Origin of the sequence: Salinispora tropica CNB-440 (assembly GCF_000016425.1) — a bacterium.
Lineage (GTDB): Bacteria > Actinomycetota > Actinomycetes > Mycobacteriales > Micromonosporaceae > Micromonospora > Micromonospora tropica.
Genome location: NC_009380.1, coordinates 4,666,049 through 4,690,558, shown reverse-complemented (window position 1 = coordinate 4,690,558; position 24,510 = coordinate 4,666,049). Strand labels below are relative to the sequence as shown.

Genomic DNA, 24,510 nt, shown 5'->3' with positions numbered 1-24,510 from the left:
CGGTGCCAGCCCCTACGCGCCTTTGATTGACCCCCTTACCCGTCGAGAACCCGAAGGACCAGCGCGCGGAACTTCAGCAGATCGAGCTAGCCCGTCACTTCGGCAAGGTCGACAACCTCCTGCCACTGCACCCAGGTCATCACCTGATACCAGCGCAGACCGAACCCGTCCGCCACAGTTACCATCACGAGTTCCCGGCGGTCATCCCATTCGTAGACGCAGAACATGCCGATCACCATGCATCCACGGCGATGCGTCAATTGCAAGCCGCACGCGACCTGTGGATAACTATCGGTCCTGTGGACAGCGAGACGACTAAGAGGGATCCCTGGTAATAGGGCCGTCAGCATCGTTCTATTCGACCGCTGCGCCTCGATAGTCTATCGATCGGGTCGGTACCGTGGTTGACGGCCCGCTAGTGCAGCCCCGCATAAGTTCTTGACGGGTCGTGCGGGGTTGGTTGTCAGTCGTCTTCGTCGTTGAGGGGCTGATCGGCGATGCCGGTCAGGTGCAGTCGTATGGCGCAGTCGAGGGCGTCTTGTGGGCTGCCTTCGGGGTGTCCGTCGGGGAGCAGGCTGTGGGTGTAGGTGTCGGTGGCCGGGTCGTGGAGGGCGAAGCCGTAGACGTCGTCGAAGCCGAGGTATTCGAGGCGGCAGACGGGTACGCCGTCGTCTTCACTGGTCCAGGCGGTGACGTAGCCGTGGCTGCCGCGCCAGCGGATGGTGACTTCTTCCAGGCCGGGCCAGACCTGTGAGGCGTGGTGGTCGAGGTCGGCGGCGAGGTCGTCCTTGACGCGTTTGCTGGGTACGGGCACGGCGTCCAGTGTGATCAACTCCGGGCGTGTCGTCACCTGCCGACACGCCCGTTCCTGCGGCATCGTCCATGATCGTCACCTTCGTCGATCATGGAATGAGGGCTTGCCGCTGATGGCCAGGCTGCAACCTGTCGACCGGGTCCAGCTGACCCGGCGCCGCCGCAAGGCCCTGACCCGAATCGCCGGGCAGTCCAGCGCACAGTTCCGGCAGGTCCGCCGGGCCCGGATCCTGCTCGCCGCCGCGAACCGGGTCCCGAACGCGCAGATCGCCCGGCAGGTCGGCTGCACGGTGGCCACCGTGCGTAAGACCCGCCGCGACTACCGCACCCGGGGCATGCGCGCCCTTAACGACCGGCCCCGCCCGGGACGCCCGCCGCTCTACGACATCGACGTACACCTGCTGATCATCGCGACCGCGACCAGTGAGCCACCCGACACCGACGCCCAATGGACCCACCCGCTGATCGCCGGGCACCTGCGGCAGCGGCACGGCATCGCGATCTCCGCCAGCCAGGTCGGGCGGATCCTGGCCGGTGTCGACATCAAACCGCACCGAGTCCGGGGCTGGCTCAACCGGCCCGACGATCCCGGCTTCTTCGCCCGTGCCGAGCAGATCTGCACTCTCTACCAGCATGTTCCCGCCGGCACGGTACTGCTCAGCGTGGACGAGAAGACCGGTATTCAGGCCAAGTCACGCCGATACCGGACCCGCCGCGCGGGGCACCGCCGCCCGGAACGCCGCGAGTTCGAGTACCGCCGACACGGCACCGTCTCACTGATGGCCGCCCTCGACGTCTCCGACGGCACCGTCCGGCCGAAGATCATCGACCGCAACAACTCCGACGCCTTCCTCGACTTCCTCACCGAGATCGACCTCGAAACCCCTGCCCACCTGCGGATTCACCTGGTCCTGGACAACGGGTCCAGTCACACCTCGAAAGCCACCCGGGCCTGGCTGGCCGCACGCCCGAGGTTCAGCGTGACCTACACCCCGAAACACGCGTCCTGGCTGAACATAGTGGAACTGGTCTTCTCGATCCTGACCCGCAGGCTACTGCGTCGCGGCGAGTTCACCTCCCGCGAGCACCTCGCCAACAAGATCCTCAAGTTCTTCACCCACTACAACCGGACCGCGAAACCCTTCCGCTGGACCTACGACGGCCGCCCCCTCAAGGCCGCATGACCCGTCAAGAACTTATGCGGGGCTGCACTAGCCCCTGCGTCCATCGCGTGCTTGCTGGTCTCCCGCGCGACGATCATGATCGCCTGCCGCACCCCAACGTACGCTTCACCCGGATCCTGCACCAATACTGAGTCACCAGTGGAAGCACCTGTGGTCGGCAACAGCCTGTCGGGATCGGGAAGCCGGCTGGGGGAGCTGGCCTCGGTGATCGTCTGGTGATCGAGGACTGTGCCCCAGCGGGCGTGGCGTGCCGCGTCGGCCTTTTCCTCCCGATGCCTGATCTCGAACGACCGGTACTCGTCGTAGCCGGCGATCAGCTCGCCGCCGGCCTGGAGAAGTGACTCGCACTGCACCCAGAAGACCCGGTCGACCACCTGCTCGCCGCGTTCGACCCCGGCCACCGTGCTTCGAGTGCTGTTCACCAGCCGCGCCACGTCATCCTGAATCAGACCACGCGTCTTGCGCCACGCGGCGAGCCGCCGTCCAAGCGCCCGCTTCACATCCTTGAGTTGCTGCGGGTCCAAGGGGGAGGACCTCCATCACGATCGGAGGAAGACGGTCACCGCTCTCTATTTCCCTAACGGCACGTTGACATTAACGGATGTCAGCGACAGGGACATGCCGGCGCCCGCGAGCCGGAGAGATTGACGAAGACGTACCGCCAGCGCCGCGATACCCGACCAGGGAGCCCGGCCGGCCTCGCCGTCTCGTTGTCTGGGCTCGTAGGCCGAAAGGGGGGAACCATGATCAAAACCCACTGGGACAGGACGGGCTACTGCCGGGACGGAGCGGGACGGAGGGGATGCGCGTCGCACGAGCACCCACGGAGCACCCAACCGTCCACCAGGGACGGAAAAGCAAAGGCGCCTGACCCCTGTTCTTGCAGGTCAAGCGCCTTACGATCTTGCGCGCCCGAAGGGATTCGAACCCCTAACCTTCTGATCCGTAGTCAGATGCTCTATCCGTTGAGCTACGGGCGCTGGTGCTTGGTCAGCCTACACGACCGACTTTCGCGCGGAGACTCCGGGATTCGAACCCGGGAGGGGCTTTAAAACCCCAACCGCATTAGCAGTGCGGCGCCATAGACCAGACTAGGCGAAGTCTCCTCGGCAGCCTCGCTGGCCACCGGAGGTTGAGAATACAGGGCCCCGGCCGCCGGGAGCAAAGCGACTACCCTCGGGCAGGTCGGAGCGGTCGCCTTCGGCGGCGCCGTCCCTGTCGAGCTCTACCCGTGCCCCGTGCCCTATGGGCTGGCTGTCCCGCCTGGCAGCGGAGCTCGGGGCGTCACGAGTCGTGAGTTGCGGATGGCAGCCGCCGTCGCCGCGGACCTCAGAGCCAGTCGAACCATTCCTTCGGCAGCGCCGTGTAGCCGACAAAGGCCACGATATCCAGGAGCGTGTGCGCCACCACCAGTGGCATCACCCGCCGGGTTCGTAGGAAGTACAGGCTGAACACGACGCCCATGACCGCGTTCCCGACGAACGCGCCGAACCCCTGGTAGAGGTGGTAGGAGCCGCGGAGTAGCGCGCTGGTGGCGACCACCGCACCGAGGCGCCACTGGAGCTGCCGTAGTCGGGTGACGAGGTAGCCGACCACGATCACTTCTTCCAGCACGGCGTTCTGGACCGCAGCAAAGATCAACACTGGTGCTGCCCACCAGAGGTCCGGCAGGGCGGCGGGCACCAGCGTCGCGTTGAGGCCGAGCCGCGCCGCCGCCCAGAACAGGGCCAGGCCGGGCAGGCCGATCAGCGCGGCCAGGCCGGCGCCGCGGACGAGGTCCTGGCCGGGATGTCGGGCGTCCAGGCCGAGAGTCCGGGCCGGGTCGCCGGGGTTGCGAGCCAGCAGGTGTACGGCGAGCAGTACCGGCAGCAGGGCGAAGCTGATCACGAGCAGCTGGTAGGTGAGGTCGAGGTAGGGCCGCTCGGATCGGGACGTGTTCAGTGCGGCGGTCTGTGCCGACAGCGGTCCGTCGGCGGTGAGTTTGGCGACGATCGACACCAGGGCGTAGACGGCTGACTGGCCGAGTGACAGGCCGAGGACCAGCCACGTTTCGGTGCTCAGCGTCCGGCGAGTCAACGGCCGGTCCAGATCGAGGGTCACCGCACCACTGTGCCTGACCCGACTCCTGATCGTGGCACCGAGGAGACCTCATGAACCGGTCGCACATTCTGTGCGACCGATTGACACGCTCCGTGGCCATTCTATGTGTGCCCGATCCCCGTATGGAGAAGGAGCGCGCTCCCGTGGACGACGTCGCGCGGCTACTCAAGGAGAGTTGGACCCTGGTTGAGGAGCACCGGGACCGGCTGAGCGAGCACTTCTACGCCCGGCTGTTCCTGCTCGACCCCGAGCTGCGTTCGCTTTTTCCGGCGCAGATGGCGGGTCAGGGTGATCGTCTGTTGGAGGCGATCATCACCGCCGCCCACACGGTGGACGACCCGGAGGGCTTCGACGAGTTCCTCCGTTCGCTGGGCCGGGACCACCGCAAGTACCACGTCGAGGCGACGCACTACGAGACCATGGGCGTCGCCCTGCTGGACGCCTTGCGCAGCACTGCCGGCGACGGCTGGAATCTGACCTTCGACCAGGCCTGGCGGGACGCGTACGCGGCGATCTCGGGCAAGATGCTCGCGGGGGCGGCGGCGGACGACAACCCGCCGTTCTGGCATGCCGAGGTGCTGACCCATGCCCGGTACGGGCCGGACACGGCGGTGTTGACGGTCCGGGCCCTCCAGCATCCGCTGCGGTGGCAGGCGGGCCAGTACGTCAGCATTGAGGCGCCCCGATACCACCCGCGGGTGTGGCGGACCTATTCGGTGGCGAACGCGCCAAACGACGAGAACGTGCTGGAGTTCCACGTTCGGACTCCGCCGGGCGCGGGGTGGTTGTCCGGCGCGTTGGTCCGTCGGGTGAAGCCGGGTGACCTGTTGCGGTTGGCGGCGCCGATGGGGTCGATGACGTTGGATCGGGCGTCGGACCGGGACATCCTCTGTGTCGCCGGCGGGGTTGGGTTGGCTCCGGTGAAGGCGCTGGTCGAGGAGCTGGCGGGCTATAACCGGACCCGCTGGGTGCACGTCTTCTACGGCGCCCGTACGCCGCTTGACCTCTATGGCCTGGCCGGGCTCCAGGAGATGGTCGCCCGGCATCCGTGGTTGTCGGTGACGCCGGCGTGCAGTGCGGACACGGGCTTCGACGGTGAACTGGGCGATATCTCCGAGGTGGTCGGCCGGTACGGCCCGTGGACGGCGCACGACTGCTACGTCTCCGGGGCGGCGCCGATGGTCCGGGCCACACTGCGGGTCCTGTCCGGCGACGAGGTGCCGGCGGAGCGTACTCGGTACGACACCTATGGTGATTTGTAGCGGACATTCCCCATCGGGCGGACCGGCGCCGCCCACCACGGCCACGTCCGCCCGGCCCTCCTTCCCCCGGGCGGACGTGGCCGTACCGATGCTCTCAGTAGCGCCAGGGCTGCCCGGTGTGCCGGTACTCCTCGACCGGCACCAGGGGTACGCCGGGGGCCATCCGATCGACGTAGAGGCGCCCCTCGAGGTGGTCGATCTCGTGGGCCACGAGGCGCGCCATGGCGTACTCGTACGAGGTGATGACGCGACTGCCGTCCAGATGGGTGTGCTCGACGTCGATTCGTAGCGGGCGGGGAACGAGACCTCGCTGATCGAAGAAGGAGAGACACCCCTCGTACTGTTCGTCGCTGTCGGGCGCGGCGTCGACCACCCGCGGGTTGAGCAGGACGACGGGTTCGCCGCCGCGGTCTGGGGGGCGGACGACGGCGGCGGCGCGGCCGATGCCGAGTTGGGGAGCGGCGACGCCGACCCCCTTGCTGAACGGGTGTAGCTCGTCGAGGCGGACCAGGGCCGCGGTCAGCCGGTCCACCGCCTGCTGGGCGACCTCCTCTTCGCGGGGTAGGTCGAACGGGCGGGTGGGCTGGCGGAGCAGGTCGGCGTCGTGCTGGAGGATGCCGAGGCTCCGCATCCGGTCGCTCGGTCGCAGCCAGCCGGGCTCGGTCGGCTCCCCTTCGGGGCGGGATCGGAATCGCCACTGCATCCGGTAGCGGCCGCTCAGCGGCGGCTCGTTCGCCGCCCAGTCGAAGATTGTTCGGTCGCCCTCCTCCCGGCGGGCCACCGGGGTACGCAGCGGCCCCTCCTCCGCGGAGAGCAGGGTCTGGGCACCCCAGACCTGTGGGTCGAGTGCGGTGGGCAGGTCGAGCCGGACGGCGAGGTGCCGGGTGGGCACCCGGACGGCTCGCTGGAACCAGGGGCCCCACTTGTCCGCCCCGACCTGGTACGCGTACTCGATGGTGGCGCGGTCGCCCGGGTAGAGCGGGAAACGCCGGTCGGTGTTCTCGAAGAGCAGCCAGATCTCCTTGAAGGCGTCCCGGTCGTGTTTGGTTCGCCAGTGCATCGCCTCGTGCTCCTGCCCGTCCAGCCGGTGTGCGCGAAGCTGCAACTCGGCGAAGGTCAACGGGTGTGCTCGGTGGTGTCGGTTGGAGCGGCCGGGATCGCCCGGGTAGCGGTCGACGGCGACGCGTACGAGGTAACGGGTGATCGGCTCGGTCCCGGCGTTGTGCAGCTCCCGACGGATGACGCAGTGGTACGTCTCATCCCGGTACGTGAGGTGGGCGTGTTCCCGTTCGACGATCAGGCCGGTGCCGGGGGGCAGCCGTTGCCCGGGGCCGGGTGGCTCGCGGTGCGGCGCTCGGTCGCCGCGGGTGTGTCGGAGTTCGTCGTACTCGCAGAAGCGTTGCCAGATCGCTCCGCTGGCCTCCAGTACAGCCTCTGCCCGGCGGGCGAAGTCTTCGGTGGGCCGGTGCCGGCGCCCCTCCACGTGGCTCACGTACGAGGGATCGAAGCCCATCAGCGCGGCCAGCTGTTTTTTGGACAGCCCTCGCTCGATCCGGTGGCGGGCGAGTTCGACGGCGAAGGTGTCGGCTGCCCGATCGAGCGGTGATGTCGTCATCAGCTTCCTCGTGGCCGGGACTATAGGTTTCACGTTCTGTCACTGGTCGGGTATAGAAGTGCCACCTTGTCGACATGAGTCTTGACGCTCCAGCGACGAGAGTCGATAGTGCGGTGCCGTTTTCCGGGCTGGCTCATGGGTAGTACGTCGAGGTGTGGATGGGCCGAGCTGTCGAGGGCGAAAGTTAGGCTAGCCTTGGCTTAGTCTGGGTGACGGCAGACGGGGGGAGCGTCGGGTGACAACAGTTCTGCCCGGTACGGCAGCTACCGCCCCGTTGGCTCCGGTCATCACGGCGCTTCGCCAGCTGTTCGGCACCGACGACGTGCCGGGCCTGGCCCGCGGCCTGCTGGTCGCCGACGAGGCTGGCTGGTCGCCTGCCACCGGGTTGGTGGACGGGACGCAGCTGCCCGAGCTCCTGGCCGCGGCCAGGGACCAGTGGGGTGGCACCCCGCACGCCGGTGCGGCGTTGGCGTGGAAGTCCTACAGCTACTGGGCGGCTCTGCCGGCGGTACTGGGCTGGGCGTCGGCCCGGCGGGTTCCCCTACTCGTCCCCGCCGATGTTCTGATCCACTTTGCGGATCACCGGTCGCTGTTCACTCTGGGCCTGCGCCGGTCGACCGCGGTTGCGGTCCTGCCCGGCGATCCGCTGGCGCGGGCCGGCCGGCCCGGGGTGCAGGTGGTGGCCGGCGAGGTGGAGTTGCTGGCGGCTCTCCGGGCGACGCTGCTCGACGCTCACCTCGCCCCGGTGATCGCGGCGATCCAGGCGGAAGTGCGGATCGGTACCAGAACGCTGTCGGGCTCGGTGGCCGCTGGAATCGCCCATGCCATCCTGCTCGCCGCCGACGGCCTGCCGGGCTCCTCCGTCGCCACGATCGACACGTTGCTCCAGGCACTCGACCTGCGGGACCTGGTCGAGTTGGTGCCGGGTCCGGCCGGCGAGCCGACGGTGCAGCGGAACACCTGCTGCCTCGCGTTCACCCTTCCTCGCCCGAAGACGTGCGTGGGCTGCTGCCTCCGCCGGTCCTGACCCTGCCGGTGCCGGAGCGCCGCCGGGTGTTGGCCCGAGGTCGGCGGCGCCAACGGCGCTGAGGGCCCGCCCTGCTCCGCTGGCCCGGGCCGCGGTCCGTCGAGGCGGTCAGGCGGTGAGGTCTCGCACGTCCCAGAGCCAGACGCCCTCGGTGTAGGTCGGCTCTGTCCCGATCAGTTCGGTCATGCCGCGGCGTAGCGCGTCGGCGTGCTCGTGCGGACCGAGGATGACCGCGCCGGCCCGCCAGTACCGCAGGTCCTCCTCGGCGGCCGTCTGCTCCTGCTGGCTGATCGGTGGCACCTCGCCGGTGCGCCGGATCTCGTCGAAGAATTCGTTGGTCGGGCGGGCCGGTGCGGTGAACAGGGCGACCCGGTGCCGGTCGGGACGGGTGTCCGGGCCGAGGAAGTACCCGCGGGCGATCGGCATGTCCAGCCCCGTCTCGGCAGACCACCGCAGCGGGTCGGCGTAGTGGGTGTCCGGTAGCGGCAGGGTGACGATGCTGCGCCCATCGGTGACATACGGCCGCCACGCGCCGGAGGTGACGAAGGTGGGGGTGGGCTCCAACCGGACCGCCGGCAGCGGGGTCGGCAGGAGCGGCAGAAGCGCCATCGCCAGTACGGTGATGGTGGCGAAGCGGACCTGCGGCCGGGCGGAGGGATTCCGGTTGGCGAGGGTCTGGGCGCGCTGCGCTCCGTACGCGAGCAGGAGCCCGAACAGCGGGGTGATGGCCAGCGCCCATCGGGTGGGTACCACCGAGTGCAGGATCGGCAGGTTCTCCAGCGCGGCCCAGGGAGCCGGGATGCCGGTGAGCTCGCCATTGAACAGGATTTCCCGGCCGAGCGAGAGCACCGCGAAGAGCACCGCGAGCAGGGCCAGGGCCCGGACGACGACGTCGCGGCGCAGCCACCAGACGAGCGCGGCGACGAGCACCAACAGGGGCCAGCCGAAGAACGCGTTCTCCTCGGTGGGGTTCTGTGTCAGCCCGCGCGCGCCGGGTTCGTCACCGGCCAGCGACTCCCGGGAGTACGCCACGTACGAGGCGAGGTCGGTGGAGTAACCGCGGATGAGGGGGGAGAGTCCTCGGTAGGCGCCGGGGCCGAAGAACTGCACGTAGAGCGGGTACGCCAGCAGGAGGAGCGCGACTGCGGCGGCGACGCCCAACCCGGCGAGGAAAGGGCGTGTCCGCCGGCGCAGCTCGGGCCGGCCGAGGGCGAGTGCGACCATGACCACGCCGAGGCCGATCGCGGTCATCAGCAGGATTTCCAGGTTGAGGAAGGCCTGCCAGACGATGACCAGGGCGAGCAGTATCCCGTTGCGCAGCCAGCGGCCCGGCTCGCCGAGGCGCAGAGTGCGCCAGATGATCAGAGGTACGACGAACTGGGAGACGATGTTGGGGTGGGCGTTGGCGTGCGAGACCATCGCGGGCGCGAACCCACAGAACGTGGCACCGAGCCAGGCCGGGCCGGGGGAGCGGACCACCACCCGGGAGAGCAGGAAATACCACGATGTCGCGGTGGCCGCCATTCCCAGGGTGAGGAAGAGCAGGAAGGACATCCGGGGGCCGGCCAGGAGGGTGACCGGCGTCATTGGTATAGATACGGATAGTACGGACGTATTAGCCATCAAATTGACGGCTTCCGGCACATTCATTCGATCCGAGGTGAACGGGTAGGCGAAATCGGTCACCACTCGTGAACCGTGCGCCATCATCCACTCGAACTGGGACTGATCGGTGCGGTTGTCCCGGAGCCCGTCGGCTGGGTCCAGCCAGAGCCGGATGGTCACCCAGAGCGCGAGCAGGACGAAGCTCAGTACTGCCAACAGGTCGACCCGCCACCGCGTGCTGGGCCGGTTGGGCTGGTCAGGCCGGGGGGCCGGCGCTCCCTCCTCGGAGGCGTCGGCTGCGTGGCTCGAATCGGCGGTAGTCATACCAATTCAGAGCGTAGTCAGGCGATGGCCGCACCGTGCTAGGTTTTGGGCGATTGCTAGCATGTGCCGGCTCCCGGCCGCCGATCATGTACCCACTCCGATCGTATTTCGGTCACCCCGATGCCCCGATTTGTTCAGCCTTCTATGTGGATGGTTCACTCTGTCGGTTCAGGCGGGGCAAGCCAAGCTACACCGTGAGGAATCGACGTATGGCAGAAATAACCGGTAATCAGCGTGTCCAGTCCGAGGTGCTGGAAGGCCTCGCGACCGCCGTGAACCACCGCCGCTGGTTCGTTGAGCTGGCCCTGCCGTACCTCGGTGAAAACCCGATCGAGGTCGGCAGCGGCCTCGGTGACTACGCGCTGGAGTGGGCCGAGCGGCTACCCCGCTTCACCGCCACGGAGGCCGACCCGGAGCGACTCGTCGCGCTGAAGGAACGGCTCGCCGCCGAGCAGCCGGGCATCGAGGTGCGCGAGATGCTGCTGCCGCACACCGACGGCGGTGACTACAGTGCCGTCGTCTCGTACAACGTCCTGGAGCACATTGAGGACCACGTCGGGGCTCTGCGCGGCATGCGCGACCTGGTCCGGCCGGGCAGCCCGGTGATCATCATCGTGCCGGCGTTCGAGTTCGCGATGAGCCCCGCCGACATCGCCACCGGCCATGTTCGGCGGTACACGACGAAGACGCTGGCCGCCGCGATGACCGAAGCCGGGCTGACCGTCGAGAAGATCCACTACGCGAATGCGCTGGGGCTGATCGGTTACTTCATGGCCACCAAGGTCTTCCGGCTGATGCCGAAGGAGGGCCCGATGGTCAAGGTGTACGACACCCTGGTGCTCCCGCTGACCAAGGCCGTCGAGCAGCTGGTCCGTCCCCCGTTCGGCCAGTCCGTCTTCGCGGTGGCCCGTACCCCCTCCTGACCCGACGGTCACCCGCCTCCCCGCGATCCGGCGCTGGTCGCCTTCGCAATGCCCGCGGGCGTTACCAGGCCGGACGCGGATGGAAGCATGGGACGGCTACTGCGTGACCTGATGGGTCGGCCGGATCACCGCGCGGGCCAGGGTGTGGAAGGCGAGGTTGAAGCCCACGTACGCCGGCGAGGCGTCGGGGGTGACGTCGAGGCGCTCCACGTCCAGTGCGTGCACCGCGAAGAGGTATCGGTGTGGGTGATCGCCGGGTGGCGGGGCGGCGCCCCCGTAGCCCCGCTGACTGTAGTCATTGCGGACCGTGAAGGCGCCGCCCAGGCCGTCGCTACTCGCTCCCCGCGGCAGCTCCGTCACACTCGTCGGCAGGTTGACCAGTACCCAGTGCCAGAAGCCACTGCCGGTCGGCGCGTCCGGGTCGAAGCAGGTCACGACGAAACCCTTGGTCTCGGCGGGGAAGCCTGACCAGGCCAGGTGTGGGGAGAGGTCGTCGCCGCCGACGCTCGGATGGGCATACGTCGCGTCCATCGGCTCGCCGTTGCGTACGTCGTCACTGGTGAGCGTGAACGATGGCACCGTCGGCAGGAGTTCGTACGGGTCCGGGGCGATCGGTCGTTCCAGGGTCATCGAGCCAGGTCCTTCCGGTGTGCGGATTGTCGCCTGTGCACCTTCATACCTCGTCGAACCGTTGTGGCGAACCGTGTCGACGAGGGCGAGCCGGCACGTTCCTGCCGACCTTCGACACCACGGGGTGAACTCGCTGCCCGTGAACCCGGAACCCGGCCGACCCAACTCGGTGCCTCCGCCGCGCTCGCACTCGAGCGCGGCCCCACGTCCGAGCCCCGCACGTAGCTGCGTCCGGTGCATCCACTGCTCGGGATCCTGCACCACGTCCGATCCGGTCAGACCCTGCGGTCATTTCCCATAAGCTGACTGAATTCACATCAGCCTCGGGCGTATCACGCAGTAGCTATTAGCGATCCGGCCAAGCGCCTTCGAGTCGCAGACCGGACTGATACGGTCAAAACAGACGAGCCGGTGTTGCGGGACTGAAACACTCCTCGAGTGACGTGGGGTGTGTCGGCGGCATTGTGTCATCCAAATCGACTGGTGGCGTGTGTGGTGCGGCCGGTGGTGCCAGGTCGTCTACGGCGGGTCGGAATTGTTACCACGAATAGTCGTATTCGCGGGCCGGGCGATCCCAGATCGTTGTTCCGGTGCTGAAGGAGAAGAAATGGAAGCCACTCGACGAAATGTCCTACGGGTTCTGGCGGTAGGTGCGGGAGTCGCCGGCGCTGCCGCCATCTCGCCCTCCGCTCTGGCGGCCTACGGTAACGGTGCTGCCCTACGCGAACCGACGCTGGAGCGAAGTCCGCATCCGGACCCGGGAAGGCTGACCGGGCGGTTGGTGTTCCCCGACGATACCGACTACGACGACGCGCGGCTCGGGTGGAATCGGCAGTTCAACCCGTACCCCCTGGTCATCGTCTTCTGCCAGGACGCCCAGGACGTGATCAATGCGATCACCTGGTGTCGTCGACACGATGTGGCTTTCCGCGCTCGAGGTGGTCGGCACGCCCTGGAGGGATGGTCGGCGGTGGATGGCGGCGTCATTATCGACGTCAGTGACATGCAGGACGTTGAGATGGACACGCACGCGCGTCAGGCGACAGTGCAGACCGGAGCAACCCAGGACCAGGTCGTCGAGGTGTTGGGGGAGCAGGGCTTCGCCATTCCCACCGGAGCCGAGGTCGGCGTCGGTGTGGCGGGGGTCACGTTGGGTGGCGGGATCGGCCAGCTCAGCCGGAGTCTTGGGGTGACCAGCGACAGTCTGATGAGTCTCGATATTGTCGTTCCCGAGGGAGAACAGGGCGCCCGCCTCGTCCGCGCGGACGAAACGCAGCACGCTGATCTGCTGTGGGCCTCGCGCGGCGGCGGTGGCGGCAACTTCGGCATCGCGACCAGCTACACGTACCGTATCCATCGGGTGTCGGACGTCGTGGTGTATCAGATCACCTGGGATGATTGGCGGTACGTCGGGGAGCTGTTCCGGATATGGCAGGGAATTGCGCCTTTCGCGGATGATGGATTCGGGTCGGTTTTCAACCCGAAGACCCGGGCGGACGGCCACATTTACTGCAACGGTATCTATCGTGGCTCGGAGTATCAGCTGCGAGAGATACTTCGGCCGCTGGTGAGCGTCGGTAACCCGCAGGTCGTCATGGATACGACGTCCTACCTGGACGCCTGGAACCAGCTCGCCGGAACCACGGACCCGCCACGGAAGACCCATATCCCCTCGTCCTGGGTGTATGACCTGCTCCCGAAGCGGGGGATCGACACGGTCGTTCGGTTTCTGGCCGAACTACCCGACCTCGGTGGCGAGGTCTGGTGCTTGAACTGGGGCGGTGCGGTGGACCGGATAGCGACCGACGCCACCGCATTCTTTCACCGGAGCCCGAAGTACTACATGGAGTGGAGCGGAAACTGGGAGAACGACGAGGAACAGAAGACGGTCCTGTCCTGGACGGAGCAGTTCCGTCAGGCTCTTCTGCCCTACGTCAAAGGCTCCTATGTCAACGTCCCGGACAGCAGTATCGGCGACTGGGCCACCGCGTATTACGGCGACAACTACGCCCGGCTGCGTGAAATCAAGACCAAGTACGACCCGTATGAGTTTTTCCAGTACGAGCAGAGTATCCGGCCGTACTGACGGGGTGGAGCCGCGCTCCCGTGAGTTGATCCTGGAATGGCAAGATCAATTCACGGGAGGCTCACGCACGCGGGGTGGACGTCGCGTGGGTGGGCAAGGGGGGCGCGCGGCCAGTCGTGAGCGTGCCGGGATGTCGCCTTGACGGCCCGCGAGCCCCGTTCCGAGCCGGCGCCGGTGGGCGCGGGGTCGCGCGGACGGGCCCGGCGGTGGCTGGTAGCCGCGGTCTGCCAGGTGGTCGTATTCCTCGGGACGGCCACCACCGCGATGTTGGCCATCGCGGTACCTCAGATCACGTCGACCCTGGGCCTCGGCGAGGACGGCCAGCAGTGGATGGTTGCCGGCTACGCGCTGGCGTACGCCCTGATGTTGGTACCCGGCGGTCGGCTCGGTGACGTGTGGCGACGGCGCGTCGTCTTCGTCTCCAGCCTGGTGCTCAACGGGCTGGCGGCCATGTCCGCCGCCCTTGCGCAGACGCCGGTCTGGCTGGTGCTCTCCGTGTTGGTGCAGGGCGGTGCCCTCGGGGTGGTCAGCCCTCAGGTCCTTGGGCTTTTCCAGCAGTTGTTCAACAAGGAGGAGCGGGGCCGTCCATACGGTCTGCTCGGGGTGGCGTTCGCCGTCGCCCTCGGAGCCGGACCGGTCCTGGGCGGGGCGCTGGTCGACGTCAGCCCGGAGAACGGCTGGCGGCTGGTCTTCGTCGTGAGCGCCTCGATCGCTTTCCTGGCAGCTGCCCTGGGGTTTCTCCTGATACCCGCGTCGACGACACCCCCGGATCGTTTCTGGTGGCGACGGACGGACCCGGTGGGCATCGTCTTGTTCGTCGTCGGGATGGTGGCGCTCTGGATCCCGATGGTGCAGGAGGCGGCATGGGGCCCTGTTCTGGGGGTGCTGGCGCCGGTCGGCGTGGTCGTTCTCGCCGGCTTCGTGTTCTGGGAGCGGCGTCAGGTGAAACGGGGGTCGCCGCTGGTTGACCTGAGCCTGCTGCGGGTCCGGTCGTACGGTCTGGGCGCGGTCATCGCGGTGTTGTTCGGCGCCTATGACGCGCTGTACTACGTATTCGCGCTGTATCTGCAGGATGGGGTGGGCCACAGCCCGCTCACCACCGGTCTCGTGATGGTGCCGATTGCCGGGGGCACCGCGGCGGGGGCGGTCGTCGGGGGTCGGCTGGCCTGGCGGGCAGGTCGCCGAATAGTAGCCGTCGGACTGCTGACGTCCTTGGTCGGACTGGCGGCGGTCATGGTTGGTGACCTCTTCCTGCCGACCTTCGGCAGCCCGCACTCGGCGGCCCTGCCACTGCTGCTTGCCGGTCTCGGCGCGGGCTTCGTCCTCAGCGGCATGGGCAGCGGACTGACCAACATCCCGAACCAGGCCGTGACCATGTCACAGGTATCCAGTACGCGGGCCGGCAGCGCTGCCGGGATGTTGCAGACCGGGCACCGGCTTGGAATCTCGGCCGGAACGGTCGGCGTCAGCACCGCACTGTTCGCAACGTTGGACCGTACCGGCGGTAACTGGTTGGCGGCCTTCCGGACCACCTTGTTGATCATCGTGGCGTGCGTCCTCGTCGCACTCCTGATCGCCCTGATGGACATCTTCACCAGAAAGGAGGGGGCAGCTCGGTGAATGGGGCACCAGCGCCGCGCTGAGCGGCCCGTGCCGCCGCTGACCGCTCAGGCTGTGATCACGTCGGAGACCACGACGGTGACGTTGTCCGGCGCGCCGGCCTGGTGGGCGAGCTTGACCAACTGTTCCCCGCAGAGCTGCCGGTCGCCGTGTTGGGTCAGGGTGGCGGTGATCGCCTCGTGCTCGACGTAGTCGGAGAGCCCATCGCTGCACAGCAGCAGCCGGTCGCCGGAGGCCACGGTCAGGATCCCGATCGCGGGCGGGGCACCGGCTCCCTGTACCGCTCGGGTCACCAGCGACCGCTGGGGATGGTGCCGAGCCTGTTCGGGAGTGATCGCCCCCTGGTCTACCAGCGCCTGCACGAACGTATCGTCCCGGGTGATCAGGGTCAGCTCCCCATCGCGCAGCAGGTAGCAGCGGGAGTCGCCGACCTGGGCCAGCACCAGCGTGTCGTCGGCGAGCAGGGCCGCGGTCAGCGTCGTCCCCATGCCTTCCCGGGCGGGGTCCGCGGCGATGGCGGCGTGGATGCGCTGGTTTGCGGCGCTGACCACGGCGCGGAGCGCGTCGGCGGCCTCAGCGGGGGTGCTTGGCGGGGTCAGTTCGTCCAGGATTCGGATGACGATCTCGCTCGCCACCTCCCCGGCGGGCAGACCGCCCATGCCGTCCGCGACTGCGAGGAGGCGCTCACCGGCCAGGGCGGAGTCCTCATTGTTGTTTCGGACAAGGCCGATGTCGTTGCGGATGGCCGAACGGAGGATCAACGTCATGGGACCAAGCTTGCCAAGAACACCCTCCGTTCGTCTCTACACCGATGTGCGGGATTGGGAAAGTCTGGGTCGGATGGGTCACTCCTCGGCGGGTAGATCCGCCAGCGGGACCTCCAGGCGGACCGCGTCGGTGACGGCGGCGATCTGGTCGGCGGGCACGTAGACCGCCCCGGTACGGACCCGGTCGGTGGAGACCTTCAGGTAGCCCGAGTGTCGCAACCGGGCCGCCAGGTCGGCCGGGACGTCCGGCTCCTCCACCGCGGTGGCCTCGATCAGCTCGTTCAGGCTGCTGCCTGGGTCGGTGGTCGGCGCCTGCACCGTCACCGCGTTCGGGTCGTCTCGCTGGACCAGGTCCACGGTGCCGATCTCACTACCGGCGACGTCAACCACCCGCATCCCGGTGGTAACCCGCGAGAGGACGCGTTGCTCGTTCATGCTGGCGCCGTTCCCGGCCGGTCTGTGCGCTAAACACCGCCCCAGCCACCCGGAGGGCGGGGAGACAGCTCACGCCACGTGTCGGTGCCGTGGAGCAGCGCCCGGACCGTCTCCTCGGCCTCCTCGACGCTGTCGTACTCGTAGAACTGGGATACCCCCTCCGAACCGCCGGCGCGCTGTTCGACGTGCCACCGGTCGGCGTTGACGCGGAGGAAGACGTCGCGTCGGGCCAGGCGCCCCCATTTCCCGTTCCACCAGTGCTTTCGCTGTTCCATGACGAGGATTTTATCGAACAGGCGTACGAACACGTCGGCGACCGTGGGATCTCCACGGGAGTCGGTGTGCTTCGGCGTGACTTATGCCGGCGGCGGTGGCGCCAGGTAGGCACCTGCTTCGATCGCCGCCCACCCCGGATCGCCGGCCTGGATGGCCTCGATCAGTCGGGAGTGGTCAACGTAACGCTCCGGTGTCAGGTTTTCGCCTAACGTTGCGGCGACCGTGCTGCGCATCGCGGTGCCGATGGAGGCGTGCAACTCGGCGAGCATGCCGTTGTGTGCCGCCGCGACGACGGCGGTGTGCAGCATGGCGTCGGCCGTCACGAAGTCGTTGACCCGTCCGCTGCGCCACGCGGCCTCCCGGGCGGTGAGCGCGTCGGCGAGCGCCGCCAGGTCATCGGCGGTGCGCCGTCGTGCGGCCAGCCGGGCGGCCTCCACCTCGAGGGCGCGCCGCACCTCGACCACCTCGGTCATCCGGTCGTCAGTGAGTCGGCGGGCCACGACCGGGGCCAGCTCGTCGACCGACACCACGTATGTGCCGGAGCCCTGCCGGATCTCCAGCACTCCCGCGTGCGCCAGGGCGCGGACCGCCTCGCGAACGGTGTTGCGCCCCACGCCGAGCGCCGCCACGAGCTGCGGCTCGGTCGGGACTCGGCTGCCCACCGGCCACTCACCGCCGAGGATCCGTTCGCGGAGCTGGGCGATCGTCTCCTGGACGCGTTGACCGCGCGGTGGGATGGCGGTGGTCTCGACCTCGGGTGGCACTGGTTACATCTCCTGCCGAAAATTCATCCCATGATTGTAGGTTCGAGCGCATGACCCCGCCACCATCCACCACGTCCAGGCGGCCGTGCCCACCCCGAGAGAGCGCCTTTCCGGAGGTGGCCGGCCGCCCTCGCCCGCAGGGCCCGGACCCAGCGGGGGCGAGCGTTCCGAATGACGTGACCATGGAGGGTCCAGATTCCCGGGGCAGTGTGGCCACGGAGGGTTCCCCGGGCGCTGTGGCCACGGCGCTGGCCGGAGAGCGCAGGGCGGTGCGCCGGGGCGCGCTCGTACTGGTCGGAATCATTCTGGTCGGTGCGAACCTGCGGGTGGCGGTGACCAGCCTCGGTGCGCTGCTGGACGAGGTCCGTACCGGGCTCGGACTCACCGGAACCATGGCCGGCGTGGTAACCATGCTGCCGACGATCGCGTTCGCCGGGCTCGGGGCGATCACCCCGTGGCTGGTCCGTCGGGTCGCACCGGCTCGGGTGCTGGTGGTGGCGATGGCGGTGCTCGCCGCTGGCCAGGTGCTCCGGGTGGCCACCGACTCCGTGCTGGTCTTCGTCCTCACCAGCGCGCTGGCGCTGGCCGGGATCGCGGTGGCGAACATCCTGCTGCCCCTGCTGGTCAAGCAGTACTTCCCGCACCGCACCGGACTGGCCACCGGGGCGTACATGATGGCGATGACCACGGGCATGACGGTGGCCGCCGCCACGGCGGTGCCGACCGCGCAGGCCTTCGGTTCCTGGCGGGCCGGGCTCGGCGTCTGGGCCGGGCTGGCCGCGGTAGCCGTACTCCCATGGGTGCCGTTGGCCCGTCGGGCCCGCTCCGTTGCGCGGCAATCAACCCCGACCGAGACCGCCACCCGCGTTCGGGTACGTCCGGCGCGCACCCGGCTCGGCTGGGCCATGGCCGTGAACTTCGGCACCCAGTCCCTCAGCGGGTACGCGATCATGGGCTGGCTGGCGCAGCTGTACCGGGACGCCGGGTTCCCCCCGGCGACGGCGGGCCTACTGCTCGCCGGGGTCACCGCGCTGGGCGTACCGGTGGCGTTCCTGATGCCGACGCTTGCTGGTCGGATGCGGACGCTGCGACCGCTGGTGCTGTCGTTGGCCGCCGCGTCAATGCTTGCCTACCTGGGGCTGGCCCTGGCGCCGTACGACGGCGCGCTGCTCTGGATGGCCCTGCTGGCTCTCGGACAGGGCGCCTTCCCGTTGGTCCTCACGACCATCGGGCTACGGGCGCGTACGGCCGAGGGAACGGTGGCGCTGTCGGCGTTCGCGCAGAGCACCGGCTACCTCATCGCGGCGCTGGGACCGCTGCTCGTCGGCGTCCTCTACGGGGCCACCGGCGGGTGGACCGTGCCGGTCGGTTTTCTGATCTCGGCGCTTGCGGTGCAGACCGGCGCGGGTCTGGTCATCGCCCGCCCGCGCTACATCGAGGACGAGGGGTAGCACCCGGTCGGCGACGCGGGCGTCAGGATGACGCCGTGGTGGCGTTGTGGCTGACGGCCTGCTCGACGTGCCGACCCTCGTGGTCACCCGGCGGTGAAGAGGCCGGCGGCGAGAGCGAGCAGAGCGCCGGCGGCCGATGCGCAGCAGCAGGCCAGCGAGGCGGCGACCACACCGAGGATGACCCAGACCCGCCGGTCCCGGGCGACCACGCGAAGGTCCCGCCGGGGTCGGCTGCCCGTCGGCGGGTCGGCTCCGCCGCTGGCGACCGGACGTTCGCTGCTCACGCCCCGGAAGTCTAGGCGGGAGGCCCACCGGGCAGGATCAGGTGATGGAGCTTGTGTCTATCGACGACATCCGGAGCGCGGCCGCCGACATCACCGGCCACGTCCTACGTACCCCGCTGATGCGGGCCCCATGGGATGCGGACCTGTGGCTCAAGGCGGAGAGCCTGCAGCCGGTCGGGTCCTTCAAGCTGCGCGGGGCGACCCACGCGGTGGCCCGGCTCACAGCGGCGCAGCGGTCGGGTGGTGTGGTCACCCACTCCTCGGGCAACCACGGCCTGGCGTTGGCGCACGCGGCTACTGCCGCCGGCGTGCCGTGCCGGGTCGTCGTCCCCGCGGGGGCGCCGACGGCCAAGGTCGATCGGATTCGGGCCTTCGGCGTGGAGGTGATGACGGTGCCGCCGCCGCGCCGTGGCCCGGCGGCGCAGCAGCTCGCGACGGAGACCGGCGCGGTGTTGGTGCCGCCCTTCGACGACCGGCGGATCATCGCTGGCCAGGGAACCATCGGTCTGGAGATCGTGGCGGACCTGCCCGATGTCGATGTGGTGCTGGTGCCGGTTGGCGGGGGCGGGTTGTCCTCCGGCGTCGCGACCGCGGTGCGGGCGCTTCGGCCGGCGGCGGCGGTCATCGGCGTGGAGCCGGAGTGGGCCGCCGACGCCCGGGACTCGCTGGCGGCGGGGTCGGTGGTGTCGTGGGGCGAGGAGCGCACCTACCGGACCTGCGCAGACGGACTGCGCCTGCCGCCGTCCGAGCTGACCCTTGCGCACCTGCTGGAGCGGCTGGACGGGATCGTGACCGTCACGGAGGACGAGATCCAGGCGGCGCTGAGCCGGCTGGTCCGCGACGCGCGGCTCGTCGTGGAGCCGAGCGCCGCGGTGTCGGTCGCCGCCCGGCTGTTCCGCCGCGCCGAGCTACCCGCCGGGCGTACGGCCGCCGTGGTGACTGGTGGCAACGTGGATCCGGCCGTACTGGCCGCTGCCCTCGCCGACCCTTCCTGACCTCAGGCGCGGCCGAGCTGGTCGAGCAGCCAGGCGTTGATGAAGGCCTCCTCACGCCAGGCGTCGTACCGACCGCTCGGCCCGCCGTGCCCGGCACCCATCTCGGTCTTGAGCAGGTAGTCGCCCCGCGGTGCGGTGGCTCGCAGTCGCGCGATCCACTTCGCCGGCTCGTGGTAGAGCACCCGGGTGTCGTTGAGGCTGGTCACCGCGAGGATCGCTGGATAGTCCACGGCCCGCACGTTCTCGTACGGCGTGTACGACCTCATGTACGCGTACACCTCGGGGTCGTCCAGCGGGTTGCCCCACTCCTCCCACTCGGTGACGGTCAACGGCAGCGACGGGTCGAGCATCGAGGTCAGCGCGTCGACGAAGGGAACCTGCGCGACGATCCCGGTGAACGCGTCCGGGGCGAGGTTGGCGACCGCCCCCATCAGCAGCCCGCCGGCGGAGGCGCCCCGGGCGACCAGCCGGTCGGTCGCGGTCCAACCCGCCTCGACCAGGTGCCGTGCGCAGGCCACGAAGTCGGTGAAGGTGTTCTTCTTGGCCAGCAGCTTGCCCTGGTCATACCAGCGCCGGCCCAGCTCGCCGCCGCCGCGGATGTGTGCCACGGCGAAGACGACACCCCGGTCCAGCAGGGAGAGCCGGGCGACCGAGAACCAGGGGTCCATGCTCGCCTCGTAGGAGCCGTAGCCGTAGATGACGCACGGCGCGGAGCCGTCGCGCGGGGTGCCGGCCCGGCAGACCAGCGAGATCGGCACCCGGGTGCCGTCGTCGGCGATCGCCCAGTCCCGGTGCTGCTCGTAGCCGGCGGGGTCGTACGGGCGGCCGTCCGGCCCGGGCAGCACCGGCCGCTGCCGGCGTTGAATCATCCGGCGGGTGACCAGGTCGTAGTCGTACACCGAGTCCGGGGTGACCAGTGAGGTGTAGCGGAATCGGAGCTGACCCGTGCGGTACTCCGGGTTGCTGTCCAGGCCGACGCTGTACAGCGGTTCGGGGAAGTCGATGTCGTGTGAGTCGCCACCCCCGATCGGCAGCACCCGCAGCCCGGTCAGCCCGTTGGCGCGCAACGTGACCACCAGATGGTTCTCGAAGGCGTCGACCGCCTCCAGACGGGTGCCGGGACGGTGCTCGATGAGCGGCACCCAGTCGCCCGGGGCGTCGGCCGAGGTGTACGCGAGGGCGAAGTCCTCGGCGCCGTCGTTGTGCAGGATCAGGAACCGGTGGCCGTGGTGCTCGACCGTGTACTCCACACCCTGGCGGCGGGGGGCCACCGGAACCGGGGCGCCGGTCGGGTTGCCGGCGGGGATGGCCAGGACTTCGCTGGTCACCTTGCTGTGAATGTCGATGAGGAGGAACTTCTCCGAGCGGGTCAGCTCGACCCCGACCCAGAACCGCTCGTCGTCCTCCTGGTAAACCACCACGTCCTCGCTGGCCGAGGTGCCCAGGGTGTGCCGCCAGACCCGGTTCGGCCGCCACGCGTCGTCAACCGTGACGTAGAAGAGCACCGAGGCGTCGGCGGACCAGGCCGTTCCGTAGAACGTGCCGGGCACCTCGTCGGGCAGCAGTTCCCCGGTGGTGAGGTCCTTGACCCGGAGCGTGAACCGCTCGTCGCCGGAGAAGTCGGTCGAGTACGCCAGCCAGCGTCCGTCCGGGCTCACGTCGAACGCCCCGAGCGCGAAGAAGTCGTGCCCCGCGGCGAGGACGTTGCCATCGAGCAGTACCTCCTCGTCCGCGAGGGGGGCACCGTCCTGGCTGACCGGCGGGTCGGTCTCGCCGTCGTGGACGGCGCGGCGGCACTGCACTCCGTACTGCTGCCCCTCGACCGTGCGGGTGTAGTACCAGTGGCCGCCCTTGCGGGCGGGCACCGACAGGTCGGTCTCCTGGGTCCGCTGGCGGATCTCCTCGAACAGCTGCTCGCGCAGGTCCGCCAGGTGGGCCGTCCGCGCCTCGGTGTAGGCGTTCTCGGTGGTGAGGTAGGCAATCGTGGCGGGATCGTCCTTGCCGGCGAGCCAGGCGTACTCGTCAGTGAACGTATCGCCGTGGTGGGTTCGCTCGGTCGGCATCCGTTTGGCGACGGGCGCTGGGGTCTCGATGGTCACGGCGTCACGTTACCGGCCTGGCCGCCCGGTCACCCTCCTGCTCGCACGGCCGTGGCTAGCCGGCGTCGTTGCGCAGGACCAGGATCGCGATGTCGTCCCGGGGCGTCTCGGTGGAGAACCCGAGCGCGGTCGAGCGCAGCCGCGCCGCCACGACATCCGCCGAGTAGCCGGCGAGCGGGGCGGTTGCCTCCCGGAGCCGATCCACCCCGAAGAGCTCCCGCCCGCGCCGCCGCTCGGTGACCCCGTCGGTGTAGAAGATCAATGCCTCGCCGGGGTCCAGGGTGAGCTCGGTGGCCGGCGAGGCGATCGAGTCGAGTAGCCCGAGCGCGGTGCCGCCGGTGCCGACGAACCGGGCCTCACCGGCGGCAGTCAGCAGCACCGGCCGGTCGTGCCCGGCGAGGTACAGGCAGACCTCCAGTTGGTTGCCCGGACCCGGTCCGACCGCGGCCAGGGCCAGGGTGCAGTATCGCCCGCCGCCCCGCTCGACCAGGGTCCCGTTCAGCCGGGTCAGCGCCTCCGACAGCGGTTTGCCGTCCCCGATCAGCGTCCGGATGACATCCCGGACCAGGCCGGTGAGGGTGGCCGCCTGCACTCCCTTGCCGGAGACGTCACCGATCACCACCAGCCACCGCCCGTCCGGCAGCGGCAGCACGTCGTAGAAGTCGCCGCCGACGTCCGCGTCGTCCCCGGTCGGGACGTACTCCGCGGCGAAGCCGATTCCCTCCACCACCGGCAGCACGGGTGGCAGTAGCGACTGCTGGAGCGCCTGCGCGACCCGGCGGCGCTCGGCGTGGATACGAGCGTTCTCGATCGCCAGCGCCGCCCGCCGGGCCACATCTTCCAGTACGGCGACCTCGTCCGGGTCGTGCCGGTGCCGCTGGTGCCGACCGACAGCGAGGGTGCCGAGTCGCTGGCCCCGGGCGATCAGCGGGACGGCGAAGCCCTCGGTCGGGGCGCCGAGCGGGAGCTGAGTGCCGTTGCGGGAGGCCTCCCGCAACCGGGACTGGATCGAGTTCGGCCCGGTCTCCGCCAGCACGGTGTGTAGTTGGGGCAGCAGGGACTCGTCCGCGTGGCTGGCCGCCGCCAGGCGTAGCTGCCCCCACTCATTGCTGGTGTGCACCGCGCACCACTGCCCCAGTCGGGGTACCACGAGCTGCGGGATGAGCGCCATGGTCAACTCGACGTCGAGGGACTGGGCGAGCAACTCACTTGCCTCGGCGAGGAAGGTCAGCCAGGCCTGCCGGCGCAGGTCGGCCCGGCGCAGCCGGTCGTTCTCCAGGTGCAGTGAGAGTCGCTCCGCCATCAACGCCGCCAGCGGTCGGGCGTACGCGGACGGCGCCGCGTCCAGCTCCAGCTCGCCGACGTACGGCCGGTGCACGGTCAGCGGCACCCGTACCAGATCGTTGTCGATTCGGGGTTGCCGGCCGAAGCGGGCCAGTAGCTGCGGACCCTGCCCGTCGCCCCGGTCCAGCCGGACCAGGCCACCGGCCGCGCCAACCATCTCGGCCACCCGCGTCAACAGGCTGGTCGCGAAGTCCGGCAGGGAGTCCTCCGCGTACGGGTCGGGTGCGGTCTGCATCAGCTCACTCATCGCCGCGGCGCTCGGCGTGAAGCTGCCCTCGCCGGCGGTGTGGTCACCGTTTACCGCCGCCGTAGCTGGCACGGCGGTGACCGGGGGCCGGCAGGGGTGATCGATGAAGCCGGGCCGGTCGAGCCGGAACCAGACACCCTTGCCGGTGGGCAGGTACGTGGTGCCCCACCGGCTGGCGAAGTGGTCAACCAGGAGCAGGCCTCGGCCCCGTTCGGAGATGTCGGCGATGTCGCTGCTCTCGTTGCGAACGCCAACGGTCAGCTCCTCGACCGGCCCACGGGCGAAGTCGGAGACGGTGACGGTGAGACCCAGGCGGTCGGCGACGACCTCGAGGTCCAGTTCGGTGCGGGCGTGCTCCACCGCGTTGGTGGAGAGCTCGGTGGTGAGCAGGAGCGCCTCGTTGGTCAGCTCCGGCAGGTCCGCCTCGGCGAGTATCGACCGGACGAGTGCGCGGGCCGCAGCGGGCGTTCGGGGATCGGCGGGGAGCCGGACTCGTCGGATGCGCTCGTCCCGGCCTTCGGTCGGCGCGGGCCCCCTCTCCGCTGACACCCCCGTATCCTCCACCGCTGCCGCGGTGGGTGCCAAGCGAACCCAGCGGAACGCCGACGCCGGGGCAGCCCCGAGCCGGTGCCGGCGCACGCCGCGTCGGTCTGGCGTGT

At 69.3% G+C, this 24,510-nt stretch carries 22 protein-coding genes and 2 tRNA genes; 8 read left to right on the top strand and 16 right to left on the bottom strand.

Features of this window, described 5'->3' with window-relative positions; translation table 11 throughout:
* Positions 1-86: 86 nt before the first annotated feature.
* Both STROP_RS25270 and STROP_RS25265 read right to left on the bottom strand, forming a co-directional pair.
* The gene (locus STROP_RS25270) at positions 87-236 is read right to left on the bottom strand and encodes a hypothetical protein (RefSeq protein ID WP_187151555.1); all 150 of its coding nucleotides are present in this window, start codon (positions 234-236) and stop codon (positions 87-89) included.
* A 227-nt stretch (positions 237-463) separates the two neighbouring features.
* Positions 464-877, bottom strand: coding sequence for a hypothetical protein (locus STROP_RS25265; protein WP_011905905.1), 414 nt, complete (start codon positions 875-877; stop codon positions 464-466).
* A gap of 49 nt (positions 878-926) precedes the next feature.
* Between STROP_RS25265 and STROP_RS20785 the strand changes: the two genes are divergently transcribed.
* On the top strand, positions 927-1,997 hold the full coding sequence (locus STROP_RS20785; RefSeq protein ID WP_011905904.1) for an IS630 family transposase: 1,071 nt from the start codon (positions 927-929) through the stop codon (positions 1,995-1,997).
* Here STROP_RS20785 and STROP_RS20780 read toward each other — a convergent pair.
* From STROP_RS20780 to STROP_RS20765, 4 genes are all read right to left on the bottom strand, one after another.
* A complete protein-coding gene (locus STROP_RS20780; protein ID WP_012015319.1) occupies positions 1,967-2,521 on the bottom strand; it encodes a helix-turn-helix domain-containing protein in 555 nt (184 codons plus the stop codon). The two genes, STROP_RS20785 and STROP_RS20780, sit on opposite strands and share 31 nt — an antisense overlap.
* 383 nt (positions 2,522-2,904) lie before the next feature.
* Positions 2,905-2,977: transfer RNA gene (locus STROP_RS20775), tRNA-Arg, on the bottom strand.
* Positions 2,978-3,012: 35 nt separating this feature from the next.
* Positions 3,013-3,103 (bottom strand) — tRNA-Ser (locus STROP_RS20770).
* A 223-nt stretch (positions 3,104-3,326) separates the two neighbouring features.
* The gene (locus STROP_RS20765; RefSeq protein WP_012015318.1) at positions 3,327-4,097 is read right to left on the bottom strand and encodes a CPBP family intramembrane glutamic endopeptidase; all 771 of its coding nucleotides are present in this window, start codon (positions 4,095-4,097) and stop codon (positions 3,327-3,329) included.
* A 143-nt stretch (positions 4,098-4,240) separates the two neighbouring features.
* Between STROP_RS20765 and STROP_RS20760 the strand changes: the two genes are divergently transcribed.
* Positions 4,241-5,359: a globin domain-containing protein gene (locus tag STROP_RS20760; protein ID WP_026275170.1), complete on the top strand. Its 1,119-nt coding sequence runs from the start codon at positions 4,241-4,243 to the stop codon at positions 5,357-5,359.
* A 94-nt stretch (positions 5,360-5,453) separates the two neighbouring features.
* Here the strand turns inward: STROP_RS20760 and STROP_RS20755 are convergent, their stop codons facing one another.
* The gene (locus tag STROP_RS20755) at positions 5,454-6,974 is read right to left on the bottom strand and encodes a peptide deformylase (RefSeq protein ID WP_012015316.1); all 1,521 of its coding nucleotides are present in this window, start codon (positions 6,972-6,974) and stop codon (positions 5,454-5,456) included.
* Positions 6,975-7,221: 247 nt separating this feature from the next.
* Between STROP_RS20755 and STROP_RS20750 the strand changes: the two genes are divergently transcribed.
* The gene (locus STROP_RS20750) at positions 7,222-8,001 is read left to right on the top strand and encodes a hypothetical protein (protein WP_026275834.1); all 780 of its coding nucleotides are present in this window, start codon (positions 7,222-7,224) and stop codon (positions 7,999-8,001) included.
* A gap of 108 nt (positions 8,002-8,109) precedes the next feature.
* Here STROP_RS20750 and STROP_RS20745 read toward each other — a convergent pair whose 3' ends face one another.
* Positions 8,110-9,930 carry a DUF6311 domain-containing protein gene (locus STROP_RS20745; RefSeq protein WP_012015314.1) on the bottom strand — a complete coding sequence of 607 codons (1,821 nt, stop codon included), beginning with the start codon at positions 9,928-9,930 and terminating at the stop codon, positions 8,110-8,112.
* 209 nt (positions 9,931-10,139) lie between these two features.
* On the opposite strand from STROP_RS20745, the gene STROP_RS20740 reads away from it, so the two are divergent.
* The gene (locus STROP_RS20740; protein WP_012015313.1) at positions 10,140-10,853 is read left to right on the top strand and encodes a class I SAM-dependent methyltransferase; all 714 of its coding nucleotides are present in this window, start codon (positions 10,140-10,142) and stop codon (positions 10,851-10,853) included.
* Positions 10,854-10,949: 96 nt separating this feature from the next.
* Here the strand turns inward: STROP_RS20740 and STROP_RS20735 are convergent, their stop codons facing one another.
* The gene (locus STROP_RS20735; protein WP_012015312.1) at positions 10,950-11,483 is read right to left on the bottom strand and encodes a YbhB/YbcL family Raf kinase inhibitor-like protein; all 534 of its coding nucleotides are present in this window, start codon (positions 11,481-11,483) and stop codon (positions 10,950-10,952) included.
* A gap of 607 nt (positions 11,484-12,090) precedes the next feature.
* On the opposite strand from STROP_RS20735, the gene STROP_RS20730 reads away from it, so the two are divergent.
* Together STROP_RS20730 and STROP_RS20725 are read left to right on the top strand one after the other, a co-directional pair.
* Positions 12,091-13,569, top strand: a complete 1,479-nt coding sequence (locus STROP_RS20730; protein ID WP_012015311.1) for an FAD-binding oxidoreductase — start codon at positions 12,091-12,093, stop codon at positions 13,567-13,569.
* A gap of 174 nt (positions 13,570-13,743) precedes the next feature.
* Complete coding sequence (locus tag STROP_RS20725) at positions 13,744-15,189, top strand: MFS transporter (protein WP_028680654.1); 1,446 nt, start codon at positions 13,744-13,746, stop codon at positions 15,187-15,189.
* Positions 15,190-15,236: 47 nt separating this feature from the next.
* On the opposite strand, the gene STROP_RS20720 is transcribed toward STROP_RS20725, so the two are convergent.
* The 4 genes from STROP_RS20720 to STROP_RS20705 all read right to left on the bottom strand — a co-directional run bounded on the left by STROP_RS20720 (position 15,237) and on the right by STROP_RS20705 (position 17,431).
* Positions 15,237-15,956 (bottom strand): PP2C family protein-serine/threonine phosphatase, encoded by a 720-nt coding sequence (locus STROP_RS20720; protein ID WP_012015309.1) that lies wholly within the window; start codon positions 15,954-15,956, stop codon positions 15,237-15,239.
* Between the two features lie 78 nt (positions 15,957-16,034).
* The gene (locus tag STROP_RS20715) at positions 16,035-16,391 is read right to left on the bottom strand and encodes a hypothetical protein (RefSeq protein ID WP_012015308.1); all 357 of its coding nucleotides are present in this window, start codon (positions 16,389-16,391) and stop codon (positions 16,035-16,037) included.
* A 29-nt stretch (positions 16,392-16,420) separates the two neighbouring features.
* Positions 16,421-16,666, bottom strand: a complete 246-nt coding sequence (locus STROP_RS20710) for a hypothetical protein (protein WP_012015307.1) — start codon at positions 16,664-16,666, stop codon at positions 16,421-16,423.
* An 81-nt stretch (positions 16,667-16,747) separates the two neighbouring features.
* Entirely contained in the window at positions 16,748-17,431 is a 684-nt protein-coding gene (locus STROP_RS20705) for a FadR/GntR family transcriptional regulator (protein ID WP_012015306.1), read from the bottom strand.
* A 182-nt stretch (positions 17,432-17,613) separates the two neighbouring features.
* Between STROP_RS20705 and STROP_RS20700 the strand changes: the two genes are divergently transcribed.
* The gene (locus STROP_RS20700) at positions 17,614-18,882 is read left to right on the top strand and encodes an MFS transporter (RefSeq protein ID WP_026275173.1); all 1,269 of its coding nucleotides are present in this window, start codon (positions 17,614-17,616) and stop codon (positions 18,880-18,882) included.
* Between the two features lie 83 nt (positions 18,883-18,965).
* Here STROP_RS20700 and STROP_RS20695 read toward each other — a convergent pair whose 3' ends face one another.
* The gene (locus tag STROP_RS20695; protein ID WP_018830773.1) at positions 18,966-19,166 is read right to left on the bottom strand and encodes a hypothetical protein; all 201 of its coding nucleotides are present in this window, start codon (positions 19,164-19,166) and stop codon (positions 18,966-18,968) included.
* Positions 19,167-19,210: 44 nt separating this feature from the next.
* Between STROP_RS20695 and STROP_RS20690 the strand changes: the two genes are divergently transcribed.
* Positions 19,211-20,161: a threonine ammonia-lyase gene (locus tag STROP_RS20690; protein ID WP_012015304.1), complete on the top strand. Its 951-nt coding sequence runs from the start codon at positions 19,211-19,213 to the stop codon at positions 20,159-20,161.
* A 2-nt stretch (positions 20,162-20,163) separates the two neighbouring features.
* Here the strand turns inward: STROP_RS20690 and STROP_RS20685 are convergent, their stop codons facing one another.
* Both STROP_RS20685 and STROP_RS20680 read right to left on the bottom strand, forming a co-directional pair.
* Positions 20,164-22,260, bottom strand: coding sequence for a S9 family peptidase (locus STROP_RS20685; RefSeq protein ID WP_012015303.1), 2,097 nt, complete (start codon positions 22,258-22,260; stop codon positions 20,164-20,166).
* A gap of 55 nt (positions 22,261-22,315) precedes the next feature.
* A complete protein-coding gene (locus STROP_RS20680; protein ID WP_012015302.1) occupies positions 22,316-24,400 on the bottom strand; it encodes a SpoIIE family protein phosphatase in 2,085 nt (694 codons plus the stop codon).
* Positions 24,401-24,510 lie beyond the last annotated feature (110 nt).

Coding starts and splice junctions, on each gene's coding strand:
- STROP_RS20700 (WP_026275173.1), top strand. CDS start 17,614: ATGGAGGGTCCAGATTCCCGGGGCAGTGTGGCCACGGAGGGTTCCCCG.
- STROP_RS25265 (WP_011905905.1), bottom strand. CDS start 877: ATGCCGCAGGAACGGGCGTGTCGGCAGGTGACGACACGCCCGGAGTTG.
- STROP_RS20720 (WP_012015309.1), bottom strand. CDS start 15,956: ATGACGTTGATCCTCCGTTCGGCCATCCGCAACGACATCGGCCTTGTC.
- STROP_RS20715 (WP_012015308.1), bottom strand. CDS start 16,391: ATGAACGAGCAACGCGTCCTCTCGCGGGTTACCACCGGGATGCGGGTG.
- STROP_RS20710 (WP_012015307.1), bottom strand. CDS start 16,666: ATGGAACAGCGAAAGCACTGGTGGAACGGGAAATGGGGGCGCCTGGCC.
- STROP_RS20755 (WP_012015316.1), bottom strand. CDS start 6,974: ATGACGACATCACCGCTCGATCGGGCAGCCGACACCTTCGCCGTCGAA.
- STROP_RS20740 (WP_012015313.1), top strand. CDS start 10,140: ATGGCAGAAATAACCGGTAATCAGCGTGTCCAGTCCGAGGTGCTGGAA.
- STROP_RS20730 (WP_012015311.1), top strand. CDS start 12,091: ATGGAAGCCACTCGACGAAATGTCCTACGGGTTCTGGCGGTAGGTGCG.
- STROP_RS20745 (WP_012015314.1), bottom strand. CDS start 9,930: ATGACTACCGCCGATTCGAGCCACGCAGCCGACGCCTCCGAGGAGGGA.
- STROP_RS20735 (WP_012015312.1), bottom strand. CDS start 11,483: ATGACCCTGGAACGACCGATCGCCCCGGACCCGTACGAACTCCTGCCG.
- STROP_RS20785 (WP_011905904.1), top strand. CDS start 927: ATGGCCAGGCTGCAACCTGTCGACCGGGTCCAGCTGACCCGGCGCCGC.
- STROP_RS20690 (WP_012015304.1), top strand. CDS start 19,211: ATGGAGCTTGTGTCTATCGACGACATCCGGAGCGCGGCCGCCGACATC.